The organism is Methylomonas sp. TEB (assembly GCF_047777895.1).
Classification (GTDB): domain Bacteria; phylum Pseudomonadota; class Gammaproteobacteria; order Methylococcales; family Methylomonadaceae; genus Methylomonas.
The window spans coordinates 645,423-661,702 of sequence record NZ_CP180476.1; the positions used below are offsets into that span (position 1 = coordinate 645,423).

Below are 16,280 nucleotides of genomic sequence, written 5' to 3' on the forward strand. Positions count from 1 at the left end.
TTTTTTGTCACAAAACGGTAATATAGCGCTGCTAAATTAGCCTAATCCTTGGACCCTTTAGACTAAACATGCTTATGTCGAACTTGAAAATCCTGGTCGTGGAAGACGAAGAAGCGATCAGGGAGATGCTGGTCATGGTGCTGGAACAGGCCAATTTGACGGTGATCGCCGTAGGCAGTGCCGAGCAGGCCAGGGAGAGTTTGGCCGATAATATGGTGGATTTGATTATCCTGGACTGGATGCTGCCGGGGATCAGCGGCGTGGAATTGGCCAGACGCTTGAAAAATGAACCGGGTTACAAGGAATTGCCTATTATTTTGCTCACCGCGCGCGGCGAGGAAGAAGACAAAATTCGCGGTTTGGAAATTGGTGCCGACGATTATGTGACCAAGCCTTTTTCGCCCAAAGAACTGATCGCCCGCATCAAGGCCGTCATGCGTCGCAGCGGCAAGCTGTCGGAATCCGGACAGCTCAGCGTCGGCGACCTCACTTTGGATGCCGAGCAACACAAACTGACTATTGCCGGCCGCAGTTTGGAAGTCAGTCCTACCGAGTTTAGATTGATGCAGTTTTTTATGACCAATCCCGACAAGGTCTACAGCCGAACCCATTTGCTGGATCAGGTCTGGGGGCGTAGCGTGTACATAGAGGAGCGTACCGTGGATGTGCATATTCGCCGCTTGCGCAAAATTCTGGCCGAATATGGCCGCGAGGAACTGATCCAGACCGTACGCGGATTTGGCTACCGTTTTTCGATGGCAAACTGATTATTCATGCAGCGTTGGCAGCGGGAAATAAATATTGCTATTGCTTTACTGATACCGGCTTTACTGCTGAGTTTTTTTGTCGGGCACCTCAGCTATTTCTTATGGGCAATCACCCTTTTTCTCTACATTAAGCAATCGATCAACGTGAGCCGCCTGGAGCGTTGGTTAAGCCAGGGCGGCCGCGGAGAGCGTCCGGATTTTAAAGGGATCTGGGGCGACATCTACTACCACTTTTATAAAATTCGCAAAAGCCAAAAACGCCAGAAGAAGAAGTTGGGCAAAATGCTGGATGGGTTTCGCAAATCGACCAGCGCCTTGCCTGACGCCATTGTGGTACTAGGCAGCTACGGCGAAATCGAATGGAGCAACAAGGTGGCCTATGACTATCTGGGTCTGAAGCGTTCCGATAACGGGCAGCGGATTCCTAACTTGGTGCGGCACCCGCTGTTTATTCAGTACCTGAAGGATCAGGATTACCACAACAAGGTTTGTATTCCTTCGCCTATCAACGAAAACATGATTTTGCAAATCGGTATCTTCCCTTACGGTGCCGGCTTACGTTTGTTGATGGCGCAGGATGTCACCCATCTAAAGAACATCGAACGGATGCGTACCGACTTTGTGGCCAATGTCTCGCACGAATTACGCACGCCGATTACCGTGTTGCGTGGTTATCTGGAGACCTTGCAGGAACTTGACGACGGTAGCAGTCCTTACACGCGCTCATTCCAAAACATGGCGGCACAGACCGAGCGCATGCAAGCCTTGATCGATGATTTACTGCTACTGGCGCGCCTGGAGAGCAAAACCAAGAAATTCGAATGCGTGAATATTCCTGATTTGCTCGTGCAGGTTTGCCAGGAAAGCGATTTGTTGGAAAAGGACGAGCGCCGGGTCGAGCTGGTGTTGGATAGCCGAGCCAATGTGCGTGGCGATATGGAGGAGTTGCGTAGCGCTTTCAGCAATCTGTTGGTCAATGCCATGAAATATTCGCAGCCTAGCTCGCCGGTTAAAGTGAGTTGGCGGGGCAAGCCCGACGGCAGCGTTTATTTTGAAGTGGAAGATTTTGGCGACGGCATCTCCAGTGTGGATATTCCCCGGATTACCGAACGCTTTTACCGCGCCGAAGTGAAACGCAATCAAAAAATCCCCGGCACCGGTTTGGGGCTGGCCATCGTCAAGCATGTGTTGGTCAGGCACGATGCCAAGCTGGACATTGAAAGCCAACTGGGCAGAGGCAGTAAATTCCGCTGCGTGTTTCCGCGGCAGCGCCTGTGTTGAGGCTTGGCTGAATCGCGGTTAAAACGCGGTCGGCGGATTGGCGAATCGGTAAGTTTGTGAGGCGGCTTTTTTGGCGGCATTCATAGCGGCTTGTTTCAGCGCTTCGGTATTGTCGGCATGGTCAGGGCAGATGGCGATACCGATACGGCAATTGAGTTGGGCTGTATCGTGTTCCAGCGTAAACGGTTCGGCGAGTTTTTCGATAATTAATTGCGCGACGCGCTCAGTGCTGTCGGTTTTTTCCAGCTCGGCAAGGATGACCGCAAATTCCGCACCATCCATTCGCGCCACCAAATCGGTTTCCCGCACATTCGCTAGCACGCGCTGCGCGGCTTCCTGCAAGATGCTGTCGCCTTGCGCATAACCAAAGCGCTCGTTAATGTCTTTGAAGTGCTCGATGTCCACCACCAGCAATGCCAAAAACCAGCCGCCGCGCTGCGCTTTTTTAATGTCTTGCTCCAGTCTGTCGTAAAACAGGCGGCGATTGCCAACACCCGTGAGCGGATCTAAATTGACCTGTTTCCACAGTTGTTCTTCACCAAGCTTACGTTGGGTGATGTCGAAAAACAGGCCAATACGCTTTAGCGGTAGTCCGTTGCGGTCGAAAATGGTGTTGATGTTGAGCTGCTCGACATAAAGTTCGCCGTTTTTACGTCGATTCCAGATTTCGCCCTGCCATTTCCCTTTGCTATTGATGATTTGCCACATGGATTGGAAAAAACTATCGTCATGCCGGCCGGAGCCTAGAATCCGGGCGTTCTTGCCGATTATTTCTTCGGCGGAGTAACCGGTAATGCGACTGAATGCCGGGTTAATCGAGACGATGGTGGCATCCGCTTCGGTGATCATCATCGCTTCGCTGCAATTTTGGTAAAACAACATCCCTAGTTGCCGATCTTCTTCAGCCAATTTGTGTGCCGTGATGTCTTGCAAAATACCGGTCATGCGTGGGCTATTGCCGATTTGGTGGCAACCGGAGCCGCGAATCCAGCGGATTGCGCCGTCGATGCGGCGAATCCGGCATTCGAAATTCCAATTGCTGTGTTGGGTGCAGGCAGTTTGGAAACCGGCATTGACCATATCTCGATGTTCCGGTGTGACATGGCCGAGAAATGTATGATAGGTCCAATGCGGCAGTAGTTGGCTGTAGCCGAAAATTTGATCGTGTATGGCCGTGCGTTGCACCGAATAATCTTGCAAATCTAGATCCCAGGCGCCGGTATCGATGGTTTCCAATGCAAAACTCAAGCGGGCCTCACTTTGTTGCAAGGCCTGGTTGATTTGTTGTTGATGGAATAAAGTCAGGGCCAACGGTATACCCACGCTGGCCAGGATGAACAGGTAAAACCAGATGTTTAGCAGGCCGCTTTGCAGGTGTGTGGTGGCGAATGCGCCCAACTGATGTTGCAATCCCCACAGGGATTGAATGGCGGTCATGGTCACCAAAAGCAGCACGCCGTGACGGCCGAATCTGACAGCCGCCCAAACCACAAACAGGAAGGCCCAATAAGTTTCGCCGTAAGCGTTCAGCAGGTTGGGGAACCAGCTTAAAAACACCGCCTGGCCGCTCAAAAAACTCGTTGCTATGAAGGCCAGCGTTTCCAGTAAGCGTTTGGGGGCGAACCAGTCTTTCGGCCAGTGTCGCCAGATCAGAATTAAAGGCGTGACCAAGGCGATTCCCAATACATCGGCCATCCACCAGTGCCGCATACTGGGTAGCAGGGCTTCGGCAGGCAGATACTTGCTTAAAAACAAGGTCATGGGGCCAATCAGTGCGCTGAAGCAGGCGGCGATGATGCCTGTCAATGTCAGCCAGGCAAAATCCCGCGGGTGCCGTAGCGATAGAGAAAAGCCTGGGTTGCCGAGCAGTAGCCAGGCGCCAAGCCAGGATTCCAGGATATTGCCGGTAGCGATGCAGGCGGAGATTAACCAGGAGTCGCCGACCAGCATGCCGGCCAGAAACGCGCCGATGAATACGCCCGGCCAATAGCGCTTGCCGCCCAACAGAAAAGTGGCCATCCCCAGGCCGGCTGGAAACCAAACCAGCGTGACATTGCCGTTGTCGGAAAAAAAAGCCAATACCAGTTTGGCCAGCATGGCGTAGAGCAGGGCTATAGCGACTATTTTCAGTCCAACGATGTGGCGCGGAGTAAAGCCCATGAGGATTTGGAATGTGTGCTTGTAAGTTGAAAAGTGTATATCAGTCGTCTGTATTCTCCAGTTTTTCACGCGGGTTTTAATGCGAATCGGTCGAGAAAAATCGCAGACAAACAAGCGGATAACTCTATAATTGCCCGCATTTTTGAGCTTGACCGAGGAGTGGGGATGATTTCCGAAACGGTTGTTGAGTTATCGCGGGCGCAGTTTGCGCTGCATGCGGTGCAATATTTTCTATTCGTACCTTTGACGCTGGGTTTATCGCTCTTGTTGGCGGCTATGGAGTCCTGGTTTGTATTCAGCGGGCAGAGCGTTTATCAACGTATCACCCAGTTCTGGGGCAAGTTGTTCGCGATTGGTTTTGGCTTGAATATGGCTTCTTCTTTGGTGATGGCGAGTCAATTCGGCACTCATTGGTCGTATTTTGCGCATTATGTCGGCGATGTGTTTGCCTTGCCTTTATTGTTGGGGTTTGCCGGTTTGTTTATAGCTGCCAACGGCCTAGGCTGGTTTTTATTTGGCTGGCAGCGCCTGGGTAAAGGCACACATCTGGCGGTGACTTGGCTAATCGCGATTGGCTATCACTTGAGTTTTTTCGGCTTTCTGATCGCCAGCGGCTGGATGCAAAATCCCGTGGGTGCGGAATTGAACACCCAAACGCTGCGCCTGGAGTTGCTTGATGTGTCGTTGGTGCTGAGCAATCCGCTGGCTTGGGCGAAATTTGTGCATAGTTTGCTGGCCGGTTATGTGGTGGCGGCTGGTTTTGTGTTGGCTATCAGTGCTTACTATTTACTGAAGCAGCGCGAAACCGAATTGGCGCAATGTTCTTACCGGATGGCGGCCGCTTTGGGTTTGGCGAGTGTGATCGCTACGATGGCGATAGGCGATGCCAGTGTTTATGGCGCCGGCGCGATGCAGCATGACAAATTGGCGGCCATTAACGGCCTGCCCAATGCTGCGACATTGGCACAAAATCGCCAGCGCATCGGCAATGGCATAAAAGCTTACGCAATGTTGCAAGAATTGCGCGACGACAAAACAGAGCCGGAACTGTTGGCGGCATTTGCCGCCGCCAAAGTGGATTTGGGTTATGGTTTATTACTGAAGCGTTGGCGGGAAAGCGTGACCGATGCCAGTCCGGCGCAGATAGAACAAGCCGTTAGCGCCAGCGTGCCGGCTAGCGGACGTTTGTATTGGGGATATAGACTGATGATTGCGGCCGGCGCCTTACTGGCGCTGCTGTTTGTAGCGGCAAACGCGGTCAATATCGTCGGTTGGCGGCATGCCTGGTTGTTCAAGGCCAGTGTTTATGCCTTGCCGTTGCCGTGGTTGGCGAGTGCCAGCGGCTGGTTTATCTCGGAGTTCGGCCGGCAGCCTTGGCTGGTGGCCGATATGCTGCCCATCTGGCACGGGGTATCCACATTGGCTGTCGCCGATCTGGCAGTCAGTCTGGCGGCTTACGGTTTGACCTATGCCGGCCTGCTGGCGTTGGCCGTCATGTTAACTTTAAAGTTTATCGGGCAGGGCAGCGCCACCGCGTTGCCGATTAACCAGGAGCCGAGTTATGTTGCTTGATTATGAAATGCTGCGCTTGATCTGTTGGGGCGTGTTGGGTTTGTTCGTGATCGGTTTTGTGCTGAGCAGCGGTATCGAGATCGGCGTCAGCCTGTTGTTACCCTTTTTGCATGCCTCCGAGGCGCAGCGCACCGGGCTGGTTGCCAGGTTGGCGCCAACCAGCGCCGGGAATCAGGTCTGGCTATTGGTAACCATTGGCGTGTTGTTTGCCGGTTGGCCGACAGTGTATGCGGCGACGTTTGCCAGTTTTCAGCCTTTGCTGTTGTTGATGGTGTTATCGCTATTCGTGCGGCCTTTGGGTTGGTATTTCAGAGCTAGCGTGACGCGCGAGGATAGCCTGAAAAAATGGGATAAGGCCTTGTTTATCAGTGGCTTGTTGCCGGCGGCGCTGTTGGGGGTGATGGCCGGCAATCTGTTGAAAGGCGTGCCGTTTCATTTAGCCAGTGATATGCACATTGCTTTTCTGGGCAGTTTTTCCGGGCTGTTCAGTCCGTTTGCGTCCTTGGTTGGCGCTACCTGCGTAGCCTTATTGGCAGTGCATGGCGCGATTTACCTGCAAACGCATAGCCAAGACGAGCTATACCAGCGCAGCAAGGCGCTGGTCATGTCCAGCGGTTTGGCGTTTTTGGTGTTGTTTGCGTTGGCCGGCGGTTGGATTACTCATTTGGAGGGTTATCACGTCAGCACCGAGATTATGCCGAATGGGGTTTCCAACCCATTGACCAAATTTGTGAAACGCGGCGACGGTTTGTGGCTGGACAATTACGAGCACGAACCGGCCTTATGGGCCTTGCCTGCTTTGGCCTTTGTCTGCGGGATAGCCGCGTTGGTGCTGTCCCGTCTGGATAGAGCGTATTGGGCGTTGCTGGCTAGTGCCGTGATGGTGGTGATGGTGATTTTAACCATGGGAGTGTCCTTGTTTCCGTTCTTGGCGCCGTCCAATATATCCTTGAATAGTTCGCTGACTATTTGGGATGCCAGCGCCAGTCTGACGACCTTGAGCGCCCTGCTGTGCTTGACCGGGGTCATGCTGCCGCTGATGGCAATTGCCACGCGCGGCCTTTATAAAATGTTACCTTGAGTGCGGCTAGGGGTGTTTCGGAGGCAATGCATGCATCGAGACTTCCTTAACCGGCGTAACTCTGCTAAAACCTAGTTTCCTAACAACTATAATTAATAAAGGTAGGCGCATCATGAAGAAAATCCTTAACCACACCCTGATCGGCATTCTGGCGTTTATACCGGTTATGGTGATTGTACAAATCGTGTTGTTCGTGAAAGACCGACTTACCGATTTGTTTCAATTCGTTTACGGTTATTCCGATAATTATCTGGTGACATTTCTGTTGTTTGCCGCCAGTTTCGCGACCATTACCTATGTGGGGAGTCGGGTTAGTCTGGGCCGGTTTTCCATCATCGCGATGTTCGAACACCTGATCGAGCGCATCCCGCTGTTAAGTACGATTTACCGGGTGACCAAGAAACTGGTGAACATGATTGCCGGCCATCAATTGCAAGAGCCGCGCGAAGTGGTGTACATCGAATATCCAAAGGAGGGCATTTGGGTGCCTGCCTACGTAACCAACAAGACCGACGACCGTTATGTGTTGTTTGTGCCGACATCGCCCAATCCTACTTCAGGGTTTGCGGTGATTGTGCACGAATCGAAAGTGGTTAAATCGGATATGAGTATCGAGCAAGTGACCAGCTTTATCATCAGCGTCGGCGCCGATTTCGAAAAAGTCTCGGAAATTGCCAAATTACCTAAGTAAATTGGCCCGTCTGTTGCAGCGATGACCTTTTCGCTGCAACAAAATCCCTTCTCGGCTTGATGCCGTATCAGCTAACCGGACTGCTATGCACGATCCAAGCTATTTACTCGCCGAAGCGCTCGGCAATCGACTAAACACTCTGAGTCTACGTCTGGCTTTGGCGGAATCCTGCACCGGCGGCGGCATTGCCAAGGCAATTACTGAAGTGCCGGGCAGTTCCGGATGGTTTGACCGGGGTTTCGTCACCTACAGCAACGATGCCAAAATCGATATGCTGGGTGTCAAACCGGAGACTTTGGCGAGAGTGGGGGCGGTTAGCGAAGAGACTGCTTTGGAAATGGTGGCGGGCACTTTGACCAATAGCCTGGCCGATCTGGCTTTGGCCGTCACCGGTATTGCCGGACCGGATGGCGGCACGCCGGTAAAGCCGGTCGGAACCGTATTTATCGCCTGGCAAATGCGCGGCGCTAACGGCGCTTGTTTGCAGAAACAATTCAGCGGCGACCGGCAGTCGATACGCCAGCAGGCAACGCTGTTTTGCTTGCAGCAACTTTTACACATGCTGGAAAACGCCTAATCCCGGCGATTTTTATTTCTTCGGCAGCGTCTGATCCAAGTATTTTCAAGAGCTGTTCTGTAAATAGCCTGGGTTCAGTCCGGAGTCGGAACAAGGCTTGATCGGCCAAAAAGCTTTTAACTCCGGCTCACAAGTTACGTTAAAATGCCGCTTCTTTTGCTTGCGGATGTTGTCGCCATGTTGAAAAAATTCCTGCTTTCCACGGCTGTTTCCTTAGCGGTAACTGCTTGCGCTACTAGCCCTACCGGCCGTTCCCAGTTTATCTACATGTCCGATAATCAGGTCGATCAAATGGGTTTGCAATCCTTCAGCGACATGAAAAGCAAAAACCCTATTACGCAAAACCCACGCTACAGTCAATTTGCCAGCTGTGTGGCGCAAGCCATTACCCAACAAACCGGCGGGCAATGGGAAGTGGTGGTGTTTGAAGATGAAACCCTGAATGCGTTTGCATTGCCTGGCAACAAAATTGGTGTACATACCGGTCTGATCAATCTGGTCGACAATCAAGATCAACTGGCGGCTGTCATAGGTCACGAGGTAGGCCACGTCCTGGCGCGCCACAGTAATGAGCGTTTGTCGCAGGAAACCGCGGTCAGCACCGGATTATCGATGGTGCAAGCCGTGTCGCAGCCGCAAACCGCATTGGGGCAAACTGCGCTGGGCTTATTAGGCGTTGGCGCCCAATACGGTGTCATCCTGCCGTTCAGCCGGGTGCATGAAACCGAAGCCGATACCATCGGTTTGGATTTAATGGCCAAAGCGGGATTTGATCCGCGGCAGAGCGTGAATTTGTGGTTGAAAATGGATAAGGCTGCGCAGGGCGGCCAACCTATCGAATTTATGTCCACCCATCCATCGCACGGTAGCCGTATCGAGAATTTGAATCAGCATATGAATCAAGCGCTGCAAATGCAGCAACAAGCCAAAAACAATGGCAGACAGCCGCATTGCAGTAAATAATGAATCCGCATTTATCCCAGTTACATCCTTACCCATTTGAAAAGCTGGCTGCGCTGAAACAAGGCATCACGCCGCCAGCCGAGAAAACGCATATCGCCCTGTCGATTGGCGAACCCAAACACGCTACCCCGCACTTTATCCAGGAGGCCTTGCTAAGGCATTTGCACGGTTTGACCCAATACCCCACTACCAAAGGTTTGCCGGAATTGCGCCAGACCATTGCCGAATGGACGTGTCGCCGCTTTGGTATTCCGTTGGGCGGAGTAGATGCCGAAACCCAGGTATTGCCGGTTAACGGCACTCGCGAGGCCTTGTTTTCCTTGGTGCAGGCTGTGATCGATCCGGCTGAGAAGCCGGTGGTGATCATGCCCAATCCTTTTTATCAGATCTACGAAGGCGCCGCTCTGCTGGCAGGCGCCGAGCCGTATTATCTGAATACCGTGGAAGCCGATGGTTATTTGCCGGATTTCGACAGCGTGCCGGAGGCGATTTGGCAACGCTGCCAATTGATGTTTATTTGCTCGCCGGGCAATCCAACCGGTACGGTGTTGACACCAGCCGATCATCTGAAATTATTGGCTTTGGCCGACCAGTACGATTTTGTCATCGCCTCCGACGAGTGTTATACAGAACTCTACGACGACGAGGCCAATCCGCCGCAAGGCTTGCTGCAAAGCGCTTATCAGGCCGGCATTACCGATTTCAAACGCTGCGTGATTTTTCAGAGTCTGTCCAAACGTTCCAATGCGCCCGGCTTGCGCTCCGGCTTTGTGGCCGGCGACGCCGAGGTGCTGAAACAATATTTCAAATACCGCACCTACCACGGCTGCCCGATGCCGGTGCCGACCCAGCACGCCAGCATCGCCGCCTGGAACGACGAAGAGCACGTCAAGCATAACCGCCAGTTGTACCGCGACAAGTTCACCGCTTTCATCGATATTCTCAAGGACGTCTGCGACATCAGCCGGCCGCCGGCCAGTTTTTATATTTGGTTAAAGACGCCGATTGCAGATACCGAATTTGCGCGGAAATTGTTCGCCGAGCAAAACATTACCGTGCTGCCGGGCAGTTATCTGTCGCGCGATAGCGGCGGCATCAATCCCGGCGCTAACCATGTGCGCATTGCCTTGGTCGCGCCTATCGAAGAATGTATCGAGGCTGCGCAGCGGATTAAAGCATTTCTCAATGAAAACAACCCATAGGATGTGCTTCACAACTTGAAGCGCATCGGTCGCGAAGACGATGCGCCTCCCGTGTCGGCACATCCTATCCCCGTTAATCACTAACCTTAAGAAATACCATGTCAAACCTGGAAACCATCATCAACGACGCCTTTGAAAACCGCGCCGAAATCAGCCCAACCACTGTATCAGCCGAAGTCCGTAACGCGGTTGCCGAAGTCTTGAATATGCTCGATAAGGGTGAAGCTCGCGTCGCCGAGAAAAAAGACGGCGATTGGGTCACCAATCAATGGCTGAAAAAGGCCGTGCTACTGTCGTTTCGCATCAACGAAAACAAAGTCATCGAAAGTGGTGACGTGCGTTATTACGACAAAGTGCCGACCAAATTCGGTCAATATAGCGAAGCCGATTTTGCTCAAGCCGGCGTCCGCGTGGTGCCCAACGCAGTAGCCCGTTACGGTTCCTATATTGCGCCGGGCGCGATCCTGATGCCGTCTTACGTCAACATCGGCGCTTACGTCGATAGCGGCACCATGGTCGACACCTGGGTAACGGTCGGTTCCTGCGCGCAAATCGGTAAAAACGTGCATTTGTCCGGCGGCGTCGGCATCGGCGGCGTATTGGAGCCTCTGCAAGCCAACCCCACCATCATCGGTGACAACTGCTTCATCGGCGCCCGCTCCGAGATCGTCGAAGGCGTGATCGTCGAAGATAATTGCGTGGTATCGATGGGCGTCTACATCGGCCAAAGCACCAAGATCTTCAACCGCATGACCGGCGAAGTCAGCTACGGGCGCATCCCAGCCGGCTCCGTGGTCGTCTCCGGCAACCTGCCCTCCAAAGACGGCAGCCACAGCCTGTATTGCGCGGTGATTATCAAGCAAGTGGATGAAAAAACCCGCAGCAAAACCGGGATTAATGAGTTGTTGCGGGATTAATTTAGCGCCGGAATTGTACTCCGTACCCCGCACAAAAATCGCCTGGGGGCTTATCGCCCCCAGACCCACAAAGGAACCCAATCATCCGAATGACCGAATTACCCAGATTACTCGCGTCGTTTCAATCTATGTAATCCCACCAGCCCAGTCCCAAACAGCCAGGCAGCGCCAGGTATCGGCACGGCGGACACTTGTCCGGGGTTAACAGTCCATACGTTGAAATAGCTGTTCTTGTGGCCGTAGTCCTGGAAACCATTGCTGGTACCGAAGACCCAGACATAGTTGGCGTTAGACGAGTATTCCGTACCAGACCAGTAGGCATACGGTTGTTCCGTTCCGCCTAGTTCGTTATAGAATAATTGGCCAAAGTGGCCGCCTGTTTGGTTGTAACCAGTTTGCGGATTGGCGCTGGCACTTGGCAAGGCCCATTGCTGAGAGCCAGCGTAGTTTATGGCGTTAAGATAGCCGACGAAGGCTTGGGCGCCAAACCAGGTGACTAGGCCGTTGTTATAAGGGAAGTCGCCGGGGTTAAGAGTGTGAGTGCCACTATATTCCGGGGTGTCATAATAATTAGGTGTATCTGTAACGGACCCTATGGTGCTGATGATGGTGCTGACCAAATTAGGGTTGCTGGCTTCCAGGGTGCCCAGCAGATTGGCATCGCCGGTCCAGGTGATGTTGCTGACGCTACTGTAGACCAGGCTTTGACCGGCTGAAGTGTATGGCGTCAAGGTAGCCTCGGCAGTGAGGCTGGTTAAGCTAAGTAGCAGGCCGGTGGCTAGCAAGGGTGGGTTAATTCGCATATCCATTCTCCGTATTTGTGAGTTTAAGAATTTTGCCTACGGTCAGCGCCCTGGGGTTTTGAGTTAGTCTTTTGCCTTATCGCGGCAGTTTACGCCAAACACTTGGCTTTGAACTTGGGTCTTTGCATGGCAACCAACCTCCGGCTTGCTTACCATGTTTCGAAAGCTTTTGCTTCCTGATCAAATCAATGCAACCTGGAGCTATAAAGGCATCATTCCCAAACTGGAGTTTGGGAATCAGGATGTTCCCCAAAAAGAACCCAATTACCCTGCGTGCCCGCGTCGCTTCAAACTCAGCAATCCCACCAGTCCAGTCCCCATCAGCCATACAGCACCTGGTACCGGCACGGCGGACACTTGTCCGGGGCTGACCGCCCATGCGAAGAACTGGAGGTTCTCGTCGATCTTAAAGTAGCGGTCCAGGTAGCCATCGTAGGTAAAGAAGATCCATGCGAGGCCAGGATTAGGTGCAACCTCAGTACCAGACCAGTACCCAGAGCTTTGGGCGTTGCTGAAGGGGCCTGCTGTGCCTGAAGTGCCCCACCTACCGTCACCAAAAATGCCAAAGGGGCCTATGTAACCCGGATACGGAGGGGCCAGTTTGTTGAGTTCGTTATAGTACAGTTTCCCGAATTGGCTATCGGTTTGGTTGTAGCTAAGTTGCGGATCAGCGCCCGCCGTTGGCAAGGCCCATTGATTGGAGCCGGCGTAGTTGATGGTGTTGAGATAGCTGACATACGCTTGGGCGCCAAACCAGTTGACTCTACCGTTTGCGCCGAAGTCGGCCGTGCTCAGTGTGTGGCTGCCACTATTCGCCGGGGTGTCATAAGCATTAGGTGTGTCGGTAACAGACCCTATGGTGCTGATGATGGTGCTGACCAGATTAGGATTGCTGGCTTCCAGGGTGCCCAGCAAATTGCCATCGCCGGTCCAGGTAACGTCGCTGATGCTGCTGTACACCAGGCTTTGACCACCTGAGGTGTAAGGGGTCAAGGTAGCCTCGGCAGTGAGGGTGGTCAAACTCAGTAGCAGGCCGGCGGCCAGCAAGGGTGGGTTAATACGCATATCCATTCTCCATATCGGTAAGTTTAAAGAGTTTGCCAACGGCCTGCCCCTAGGGTTTTGCGTTAGCCTTTTGCCTTGGCGCAGCAGTTACCGCCAAACGCTTGGAACTTGGAACTTGGAACTTGGAACTTGGAACTTGGAACTTGGAACTTGGAACTTGGAACTTGGAACTTGGAACTTGGAACTTGGAACTTGGAACTTGGAACTTGGAACTTGGAACTTGGAACTTGGGGCGTCTTCAGCACTGCATTTCGGATTGCAAGCGTAAAATATCAGTTTTTGTGTGGGATTTCAAAGTATTATTGTTCGGATTTTTTGACGGCTGTTGACGACGGCACTCAGCAGTCGGGCTAACAGCCGTCATTGGTAGCTAGTAGATACTCTGTTAAACGCAGTGAAGTGCATTGATCGCGAACGATGCGTCTCCTACGCATTTGATAACCTATCTGCAAAAACCAATTCTTTCCGCGCGAATCGTAAACACCATTACCAACTCTTTATCCTTTTTCAATGTCAACAGCGTCTGCAGGCGGCCATAAACTTTGTTTGCGGTGGCAATTTGGTTGGCCCAAACAGCAGGTTCGCGATCAGACGGGGATGGCAGGTCAGGGTATTTGTTTAATGCAGATTGTTTAATGCGTTTGAATTTGCCTCGGAGTCGTGGGAATGGCTGTTCAAGACATTTGCCAAACCTTTTTGGATCGAGGTTTGGGCTTCGAAACCGAGCGCTAAGTTTGCGCGTTTTACTGAGTACGCTGGGCCACCCAGCAGCACCGAACCGTATACTTGGTCGGCAGCATAAGATTTCCAGCGCGGTCGCATTGCCTTAGCGGGGAGGTTGCGGCTAAACCAACGCAATTCCTGAGCCAAACGCACAATTGCAATCGGTAAGGGTACGCATTTCGCCGCGTGACCGGTGATGGCGGCATAGGCCGAAGTTAGCGCCTGCAAGTGGGTCGGCGGGCCGGCAATGTTTAGCGTGTTGGAGCCGACGGCGGGACAGGTGCCGGCTCGGACGATGGCTTCGATTAAATCGTCGACGTATAAAAGCGAGAACGGGCGGGGCGTACGGCCCGCCGTGTACAGGTATTTGCCGCTAAGCATAGACACCAGCATTTCGGTAAAGCCGCTATCGCCTGGGCCGTAGACCTGACTGGGCCTAAGTATCACGGTACAAAGGTCGTTCGTGGCGGCGTTGGCTATTTCCAGTTCTGCCGCAGCTTTACTTTGGCCGTAACTGTCTCCGCCGCCTATTGGACTGTCCTCGTCAATTACTGCGTTGAGTGGCGGTGCATAGGCGCAAACCGAGCTAAGGAAAACCAGTCGTTTAACACCGTTCTCGATGCACGACTTTAGCAACAATCGGGTGCCGTGGTAATTAACGCGCCATTGTTCTGCCTGTCCTCCTTTGCCTGGAACGATTGCTGCTAAATGATAGACAACCGAAACATTGCGGGTTGCGTCGGCCAAACTGTGTTCATTTAAAATATCGCCAGATACGAAGCGGACGGATGGCGTGACTAGATTAGGATGCTGTCGGCTTAGTGCGGTGACAGTATGGCCGTGCTTGATGAGAGAACGGACCAAATGCCTGCCTAAAAATCCTGTGGCGCCGGTAACTAGCGATGACTGTTCGACATTATTCAGACTTAATGTTAAGACGTTAGCCATTGGCTCGCACGGCGTTCAATATGGCGTAAGCCGCTCCCTTGGGGTACTTCAGAATCAAGCGGGCGTTATAGACGAGTTCACTAAGCGATGTCAGAGATCTGAGCGCAAAAATGATTAACCGTTTGCGTAGATAGGTTCGGTAAATCGCCTGAATGACATCGGGATCGAAATCGCCTGTTTTAACTTGGTTGTACGCAGTTTCTATGGCGCCCTTATGCAAGCCTTGTGCAGCAATTTCATCGTAAACATCGGTGCCTGGGATCGGAATTAGGGGTTGTAACATTGGCACGACGCCGAACCGCCAATAACGCTCAAGTGCATAGGCAACGGTGGCTTTAATATCGCTTAAGGTTTCACCCGGAAAGCCAATGATGTAAAAAGCATGTAGTCTTAAACCGACTTCCTGACAATAATGCATCATTTCATCAACCTTTTTCAGATCTAAGCGTTTGCATACAACGTCATCCACAACGCGCTGGACACCCGACTCGATTGCTACGGTAAGAAACTGACAGCCGGATTCTTTTGCTCGACGGATGCGTTGTAGCGTCCAGGCATCGCCTCTGACGCCGTTAGGAGTGTCCCATTTGATGCGCGGCTTAAAGGTCAGCATGAAGTCGATAATCTGGTCATAGCGTTCTGTATCGTGTACGAGATTGTCGTCTTCGAAATGAATGAAATCTACTCCGTAATCATCTACTAAGTGCTGGATATGTTTGCGGGAATAGGCAGGAGAATGGGCGCGAAATTTATAACCCATTGTGGTTTGAATCGAACAAAACACGCATTTATGCGGGCAGCCCCGACTGGTCAACATGCTGATTGGGCGCTGGCCCCATTCGCGAAACCGTGGAGATAGACCGCGCCGCGCCAGCGCGAAGTAACTTTCCATATCGACCAGGTCGTATGCCGGTAAGGGCAGTGTATCCAGTGGGTCAGCGAAACTGACCGGTGCTCTCGGGTTGGAACGCAACAGGTCCAGGTCGGCACGGTCTGCCACAACACCTTGTATTTTTGGATGGTTTTCGCCGCTCTGTAAGGCTATGAGGAGTTGGCTAAGACGTTCTTCGCCCTCGCCTATGACCACAAAATCGATGCTCGGTCGGGACAGAGCCTCCAGTGGAAAGACCGACACGTGAGGCCCTCCCATGATGATAATTGCGTTTGGTGCTACTCGCTTTGCCAGATCGGCAAAATGGTAGGCGCGATCAATCTGGCTGCTAAACATATTAGAGATGCCGATGATATCCGGATTGGCCGAGCGAAGTTGAGTTTCGATTTGTTCGTCGGTATCACCGAAAATCCAATCCTCGTCTTCGTGCCGGAATGCGGCACTGAGGCGAGCGTCGTAGATTTGGACCGATCCGCGCCATGCGCTCTGCCGAACGTAGGCGGCGAGGGATAGTACGCCAAGAGGGGGGCTCACCGCAGGTCTGGCTTTCATGCCATCAAGACGAACGACTTGATTGGGTACGCAGAGCAACAGTTTCATTTTTTCGGCCCCTAGGATAAGTGTCGTAGGCGTAGAGC

General features: G+C 52.6%; 14 protein-coding genes. 9 read left to right on the forward strand and 5 right to left on the reverse strand.

Features of this window, described 5'->3' with window-relative positions; genetic code table 11:
- The first annotated feature begins 74 nt into the window (after nucleotides 1-74).
- Nucleotides 75-767: a phosphate regulon transcriptional regulator PhoB gene (phoB, locus tag ACMXD4_RS02940; protein WP_171696657.1), complete on the forward strand. Its 693-nt coding sequence runs from the start codon at nucleotides 75-77 to the stop codon at nucleotides 765-767.
- 6 nt (nucleotides 768-773) lie between these two features.
- Nucleotides 774-2,048, forward strand: a complete 1,275-nt coding sequence (phoR, locus tag ACMXD4_RS02945) for a phosphate regulon sensor histidine kinase PhoR (RefSeq protein WP_205453007.1) — start codon at nucleotides 774-776, stop codon at nucleotides 2,046-2,048.
- Nucleotides 2,049-2,066: 18 nt separating this feature from the next.
- On the opposite strand, the gene ACMXD4_RS02950 is transcribed toward phoR, so the two are convergent.
- On the reverse strand, nucleotides 2,067-4,208 hold the full coding sequence (locus ACMXD4_RS02950; protein WP_415879789.1) for a diguanylate cyclase domain-containing protein: 2,142 nt from the start codon (nucleotides 4,206-4,208) through the stop codon (nucleotides 2,067-2,069).
- A 165-nt stretch (nucleotides 4,209-4,373) separates the two neighbouring features.
- Between ACMXD4_RS02950 and ACMXD4_RS02955 the strand changes: the two genes are divergently transcribed.
- The 7 genes from ACMXD4_RS02955 (at nucleotide 4,374) to dapD (ending at nucleotide 11,211) form a co-directional block, all read left to right on the forward strand.
- Entirely contained in the window at nucleotides 4,374-5,780 is a 1,407-nt protein-coding gene (locus ACMXD4_RS02955; protein WP_415879790.1) for a cytochrome ubiquinol oxidase subunit I, read from the forward strand.
- A complete protein-coding gene (gene cydB / locus ACMXD4_RS02960) occupies nucleotides 5,770-6,861 on the forward strand; it encodes a cytochrome d ubiquinol oxidase subunit II (protein ID WP_415879791.1) in 1,092 nt (363 codons plus the stop codon). Before ACMXD4_RS02955 ends, cydB begins: the two co-directional genes overlap by 11 nt.
- A gap of 112 nt (nucleotides 6,862-6,973) precedes the next feature.
- The gene (locus ACMXD4_RS02965) at nucleotides 6,974-7,552 is read left to right on the forward strand and encodes a DUF502 domain-containing protein (RefSeq protein WP_033155879.1); all 579 of its coding nucleotides are present in this window, start codon (nucleotides 6,974-6,976) and stop codon (nucleotides 7,550-7,552) included.
- Between the two features lie 85 nt (nucleotides 7,553-7,637).
- Nucleotides 7,638-8,129, forward strand: a complete 492-nt coding sequence (locus tag ACMXD4_RS02970) for a CinA family protein (protein WP_415879792.1) — start codon at nucleotides 7,638-7,640, stop codon at nucleotides 8,127-8,129.
- A gap of 177 nt (nucleotides 8,130-8,306) precedes the next feature.
- Complete coding sequence (locus ACMXD4_RS02975) at nucleotides 8,307-9,092, forward strand: M48 family metallopeptidase (RefSeq protein WP_171696651.1); 786 nt, start codon at nucleotides 8,307-8,309, stop codon at nucleotides 9,090-9,092.
- A complete protein-coding gene (gene dapC, locus ACMXD4_RS02980; RefSeq protein ID WP_415879793.1) occupies nucleotides 9,092-10,294 on the forward strand; it encodes a succinyldiaminopimelate transaminase in 1,203 nt (400 codons plus the stop codon). The genes ACMXD4_RS02975 and dapC overlap by 1 nt, the downstream gene beginning before the upstream one ends.
- A gap of 98 nt (nucleotides 10,295-10,392) precedes the next feature.
- On the forward strand, nucleotides 10,393-11,211 hold the full coding sequence (gene dapD, locus ACMXD4_RS02985; protein ID WP_415879794.1) for a 2,3,4,5-tetrahydropyridine-2,6-dicarboxylate N-succinyltransferase: 819 nt from the start codon (nucleotides 10,393-10,395) through the stop codon (nucleotides 11,209-11,211).
- A 107-nt stretch (nucleotides 11,212-11,318) separates the two neighbouring features.
- Here the strand turns inward: dapD and ACMXD4_RS02990 are convergent, their stop codons facing one another.
- The 4 genes from ACMXD4_RS02990 to ACMXD4_RS03005 all read right to left on the reverse strand — a co-directional run bounded on the left by ACMXD4_RS02990 (nucleotide 11,319) and on the right by ACMXD4_RS03005 (nucleotide 16,242).
- On the reverse strand, nucleotides 11,319-12,014 hold the full coding sequence (locus ACMXD4_RS02990) for a DUF1566 domain-containing protein (RefSeq protein WP_415879795.1): 696 nt from the start codon (nucleotides 12,012-12,014) through the stop codon (nucleotides 11,319-11,321).
- A gap of 264 nt (nucleotides 12,015-12,278) precedes the next feature.
- Nucleotides 12,279-13,079 carry a PEP-CTERM sorting domain-containing protein gene (locus ACMXD4_RS02995; protein WP_415879796.1) on the reverse strand — a complete coding sequence of 267 codons (801 nt, stop codon included), beginning with the start codon at nucleotides 13,077-13,079 and terminating at the stop codon, nucleotides 12,279-12,281.
- Nucleotides 13,080-13,697: 618 nt separating this feature from the next.
- Nucleotides 13,698-14,750 carry an NAD-dependent epimerase/dehydratase family protein gene (locus ACMXD4_RS03000; RefSeq protein ID WP_415879797.1) on the reverse strand — a complete coding sequence of 351 codons (1,053 nt, stop codon included), beginning with the start codon at nucleotides 14,748-14,750 and terminating at the stop codon, nucleotides 13,698-13,700.
- The gene (locus ACMXD4_RS03005) at nucleotides 14,743-16,242 is read right to left on the reverse strand and encodes a B12-binding domain-containing radical SAM protein (RefSeq protein ID WP_415879798.1); all 1,500 of its coding nucleotides are present in this window, start codon (nucleotides 16,240-16,242) and stop codon (nucleotides 14,743-14,745) included. Before ACMXD4_RS03005 ends, ACMXD4_RS03000 begins: the two co-directional genes overlap by 8 nt.
- Nucleotides 16,243-16,280: the final 38 nt, after the last annotated feature.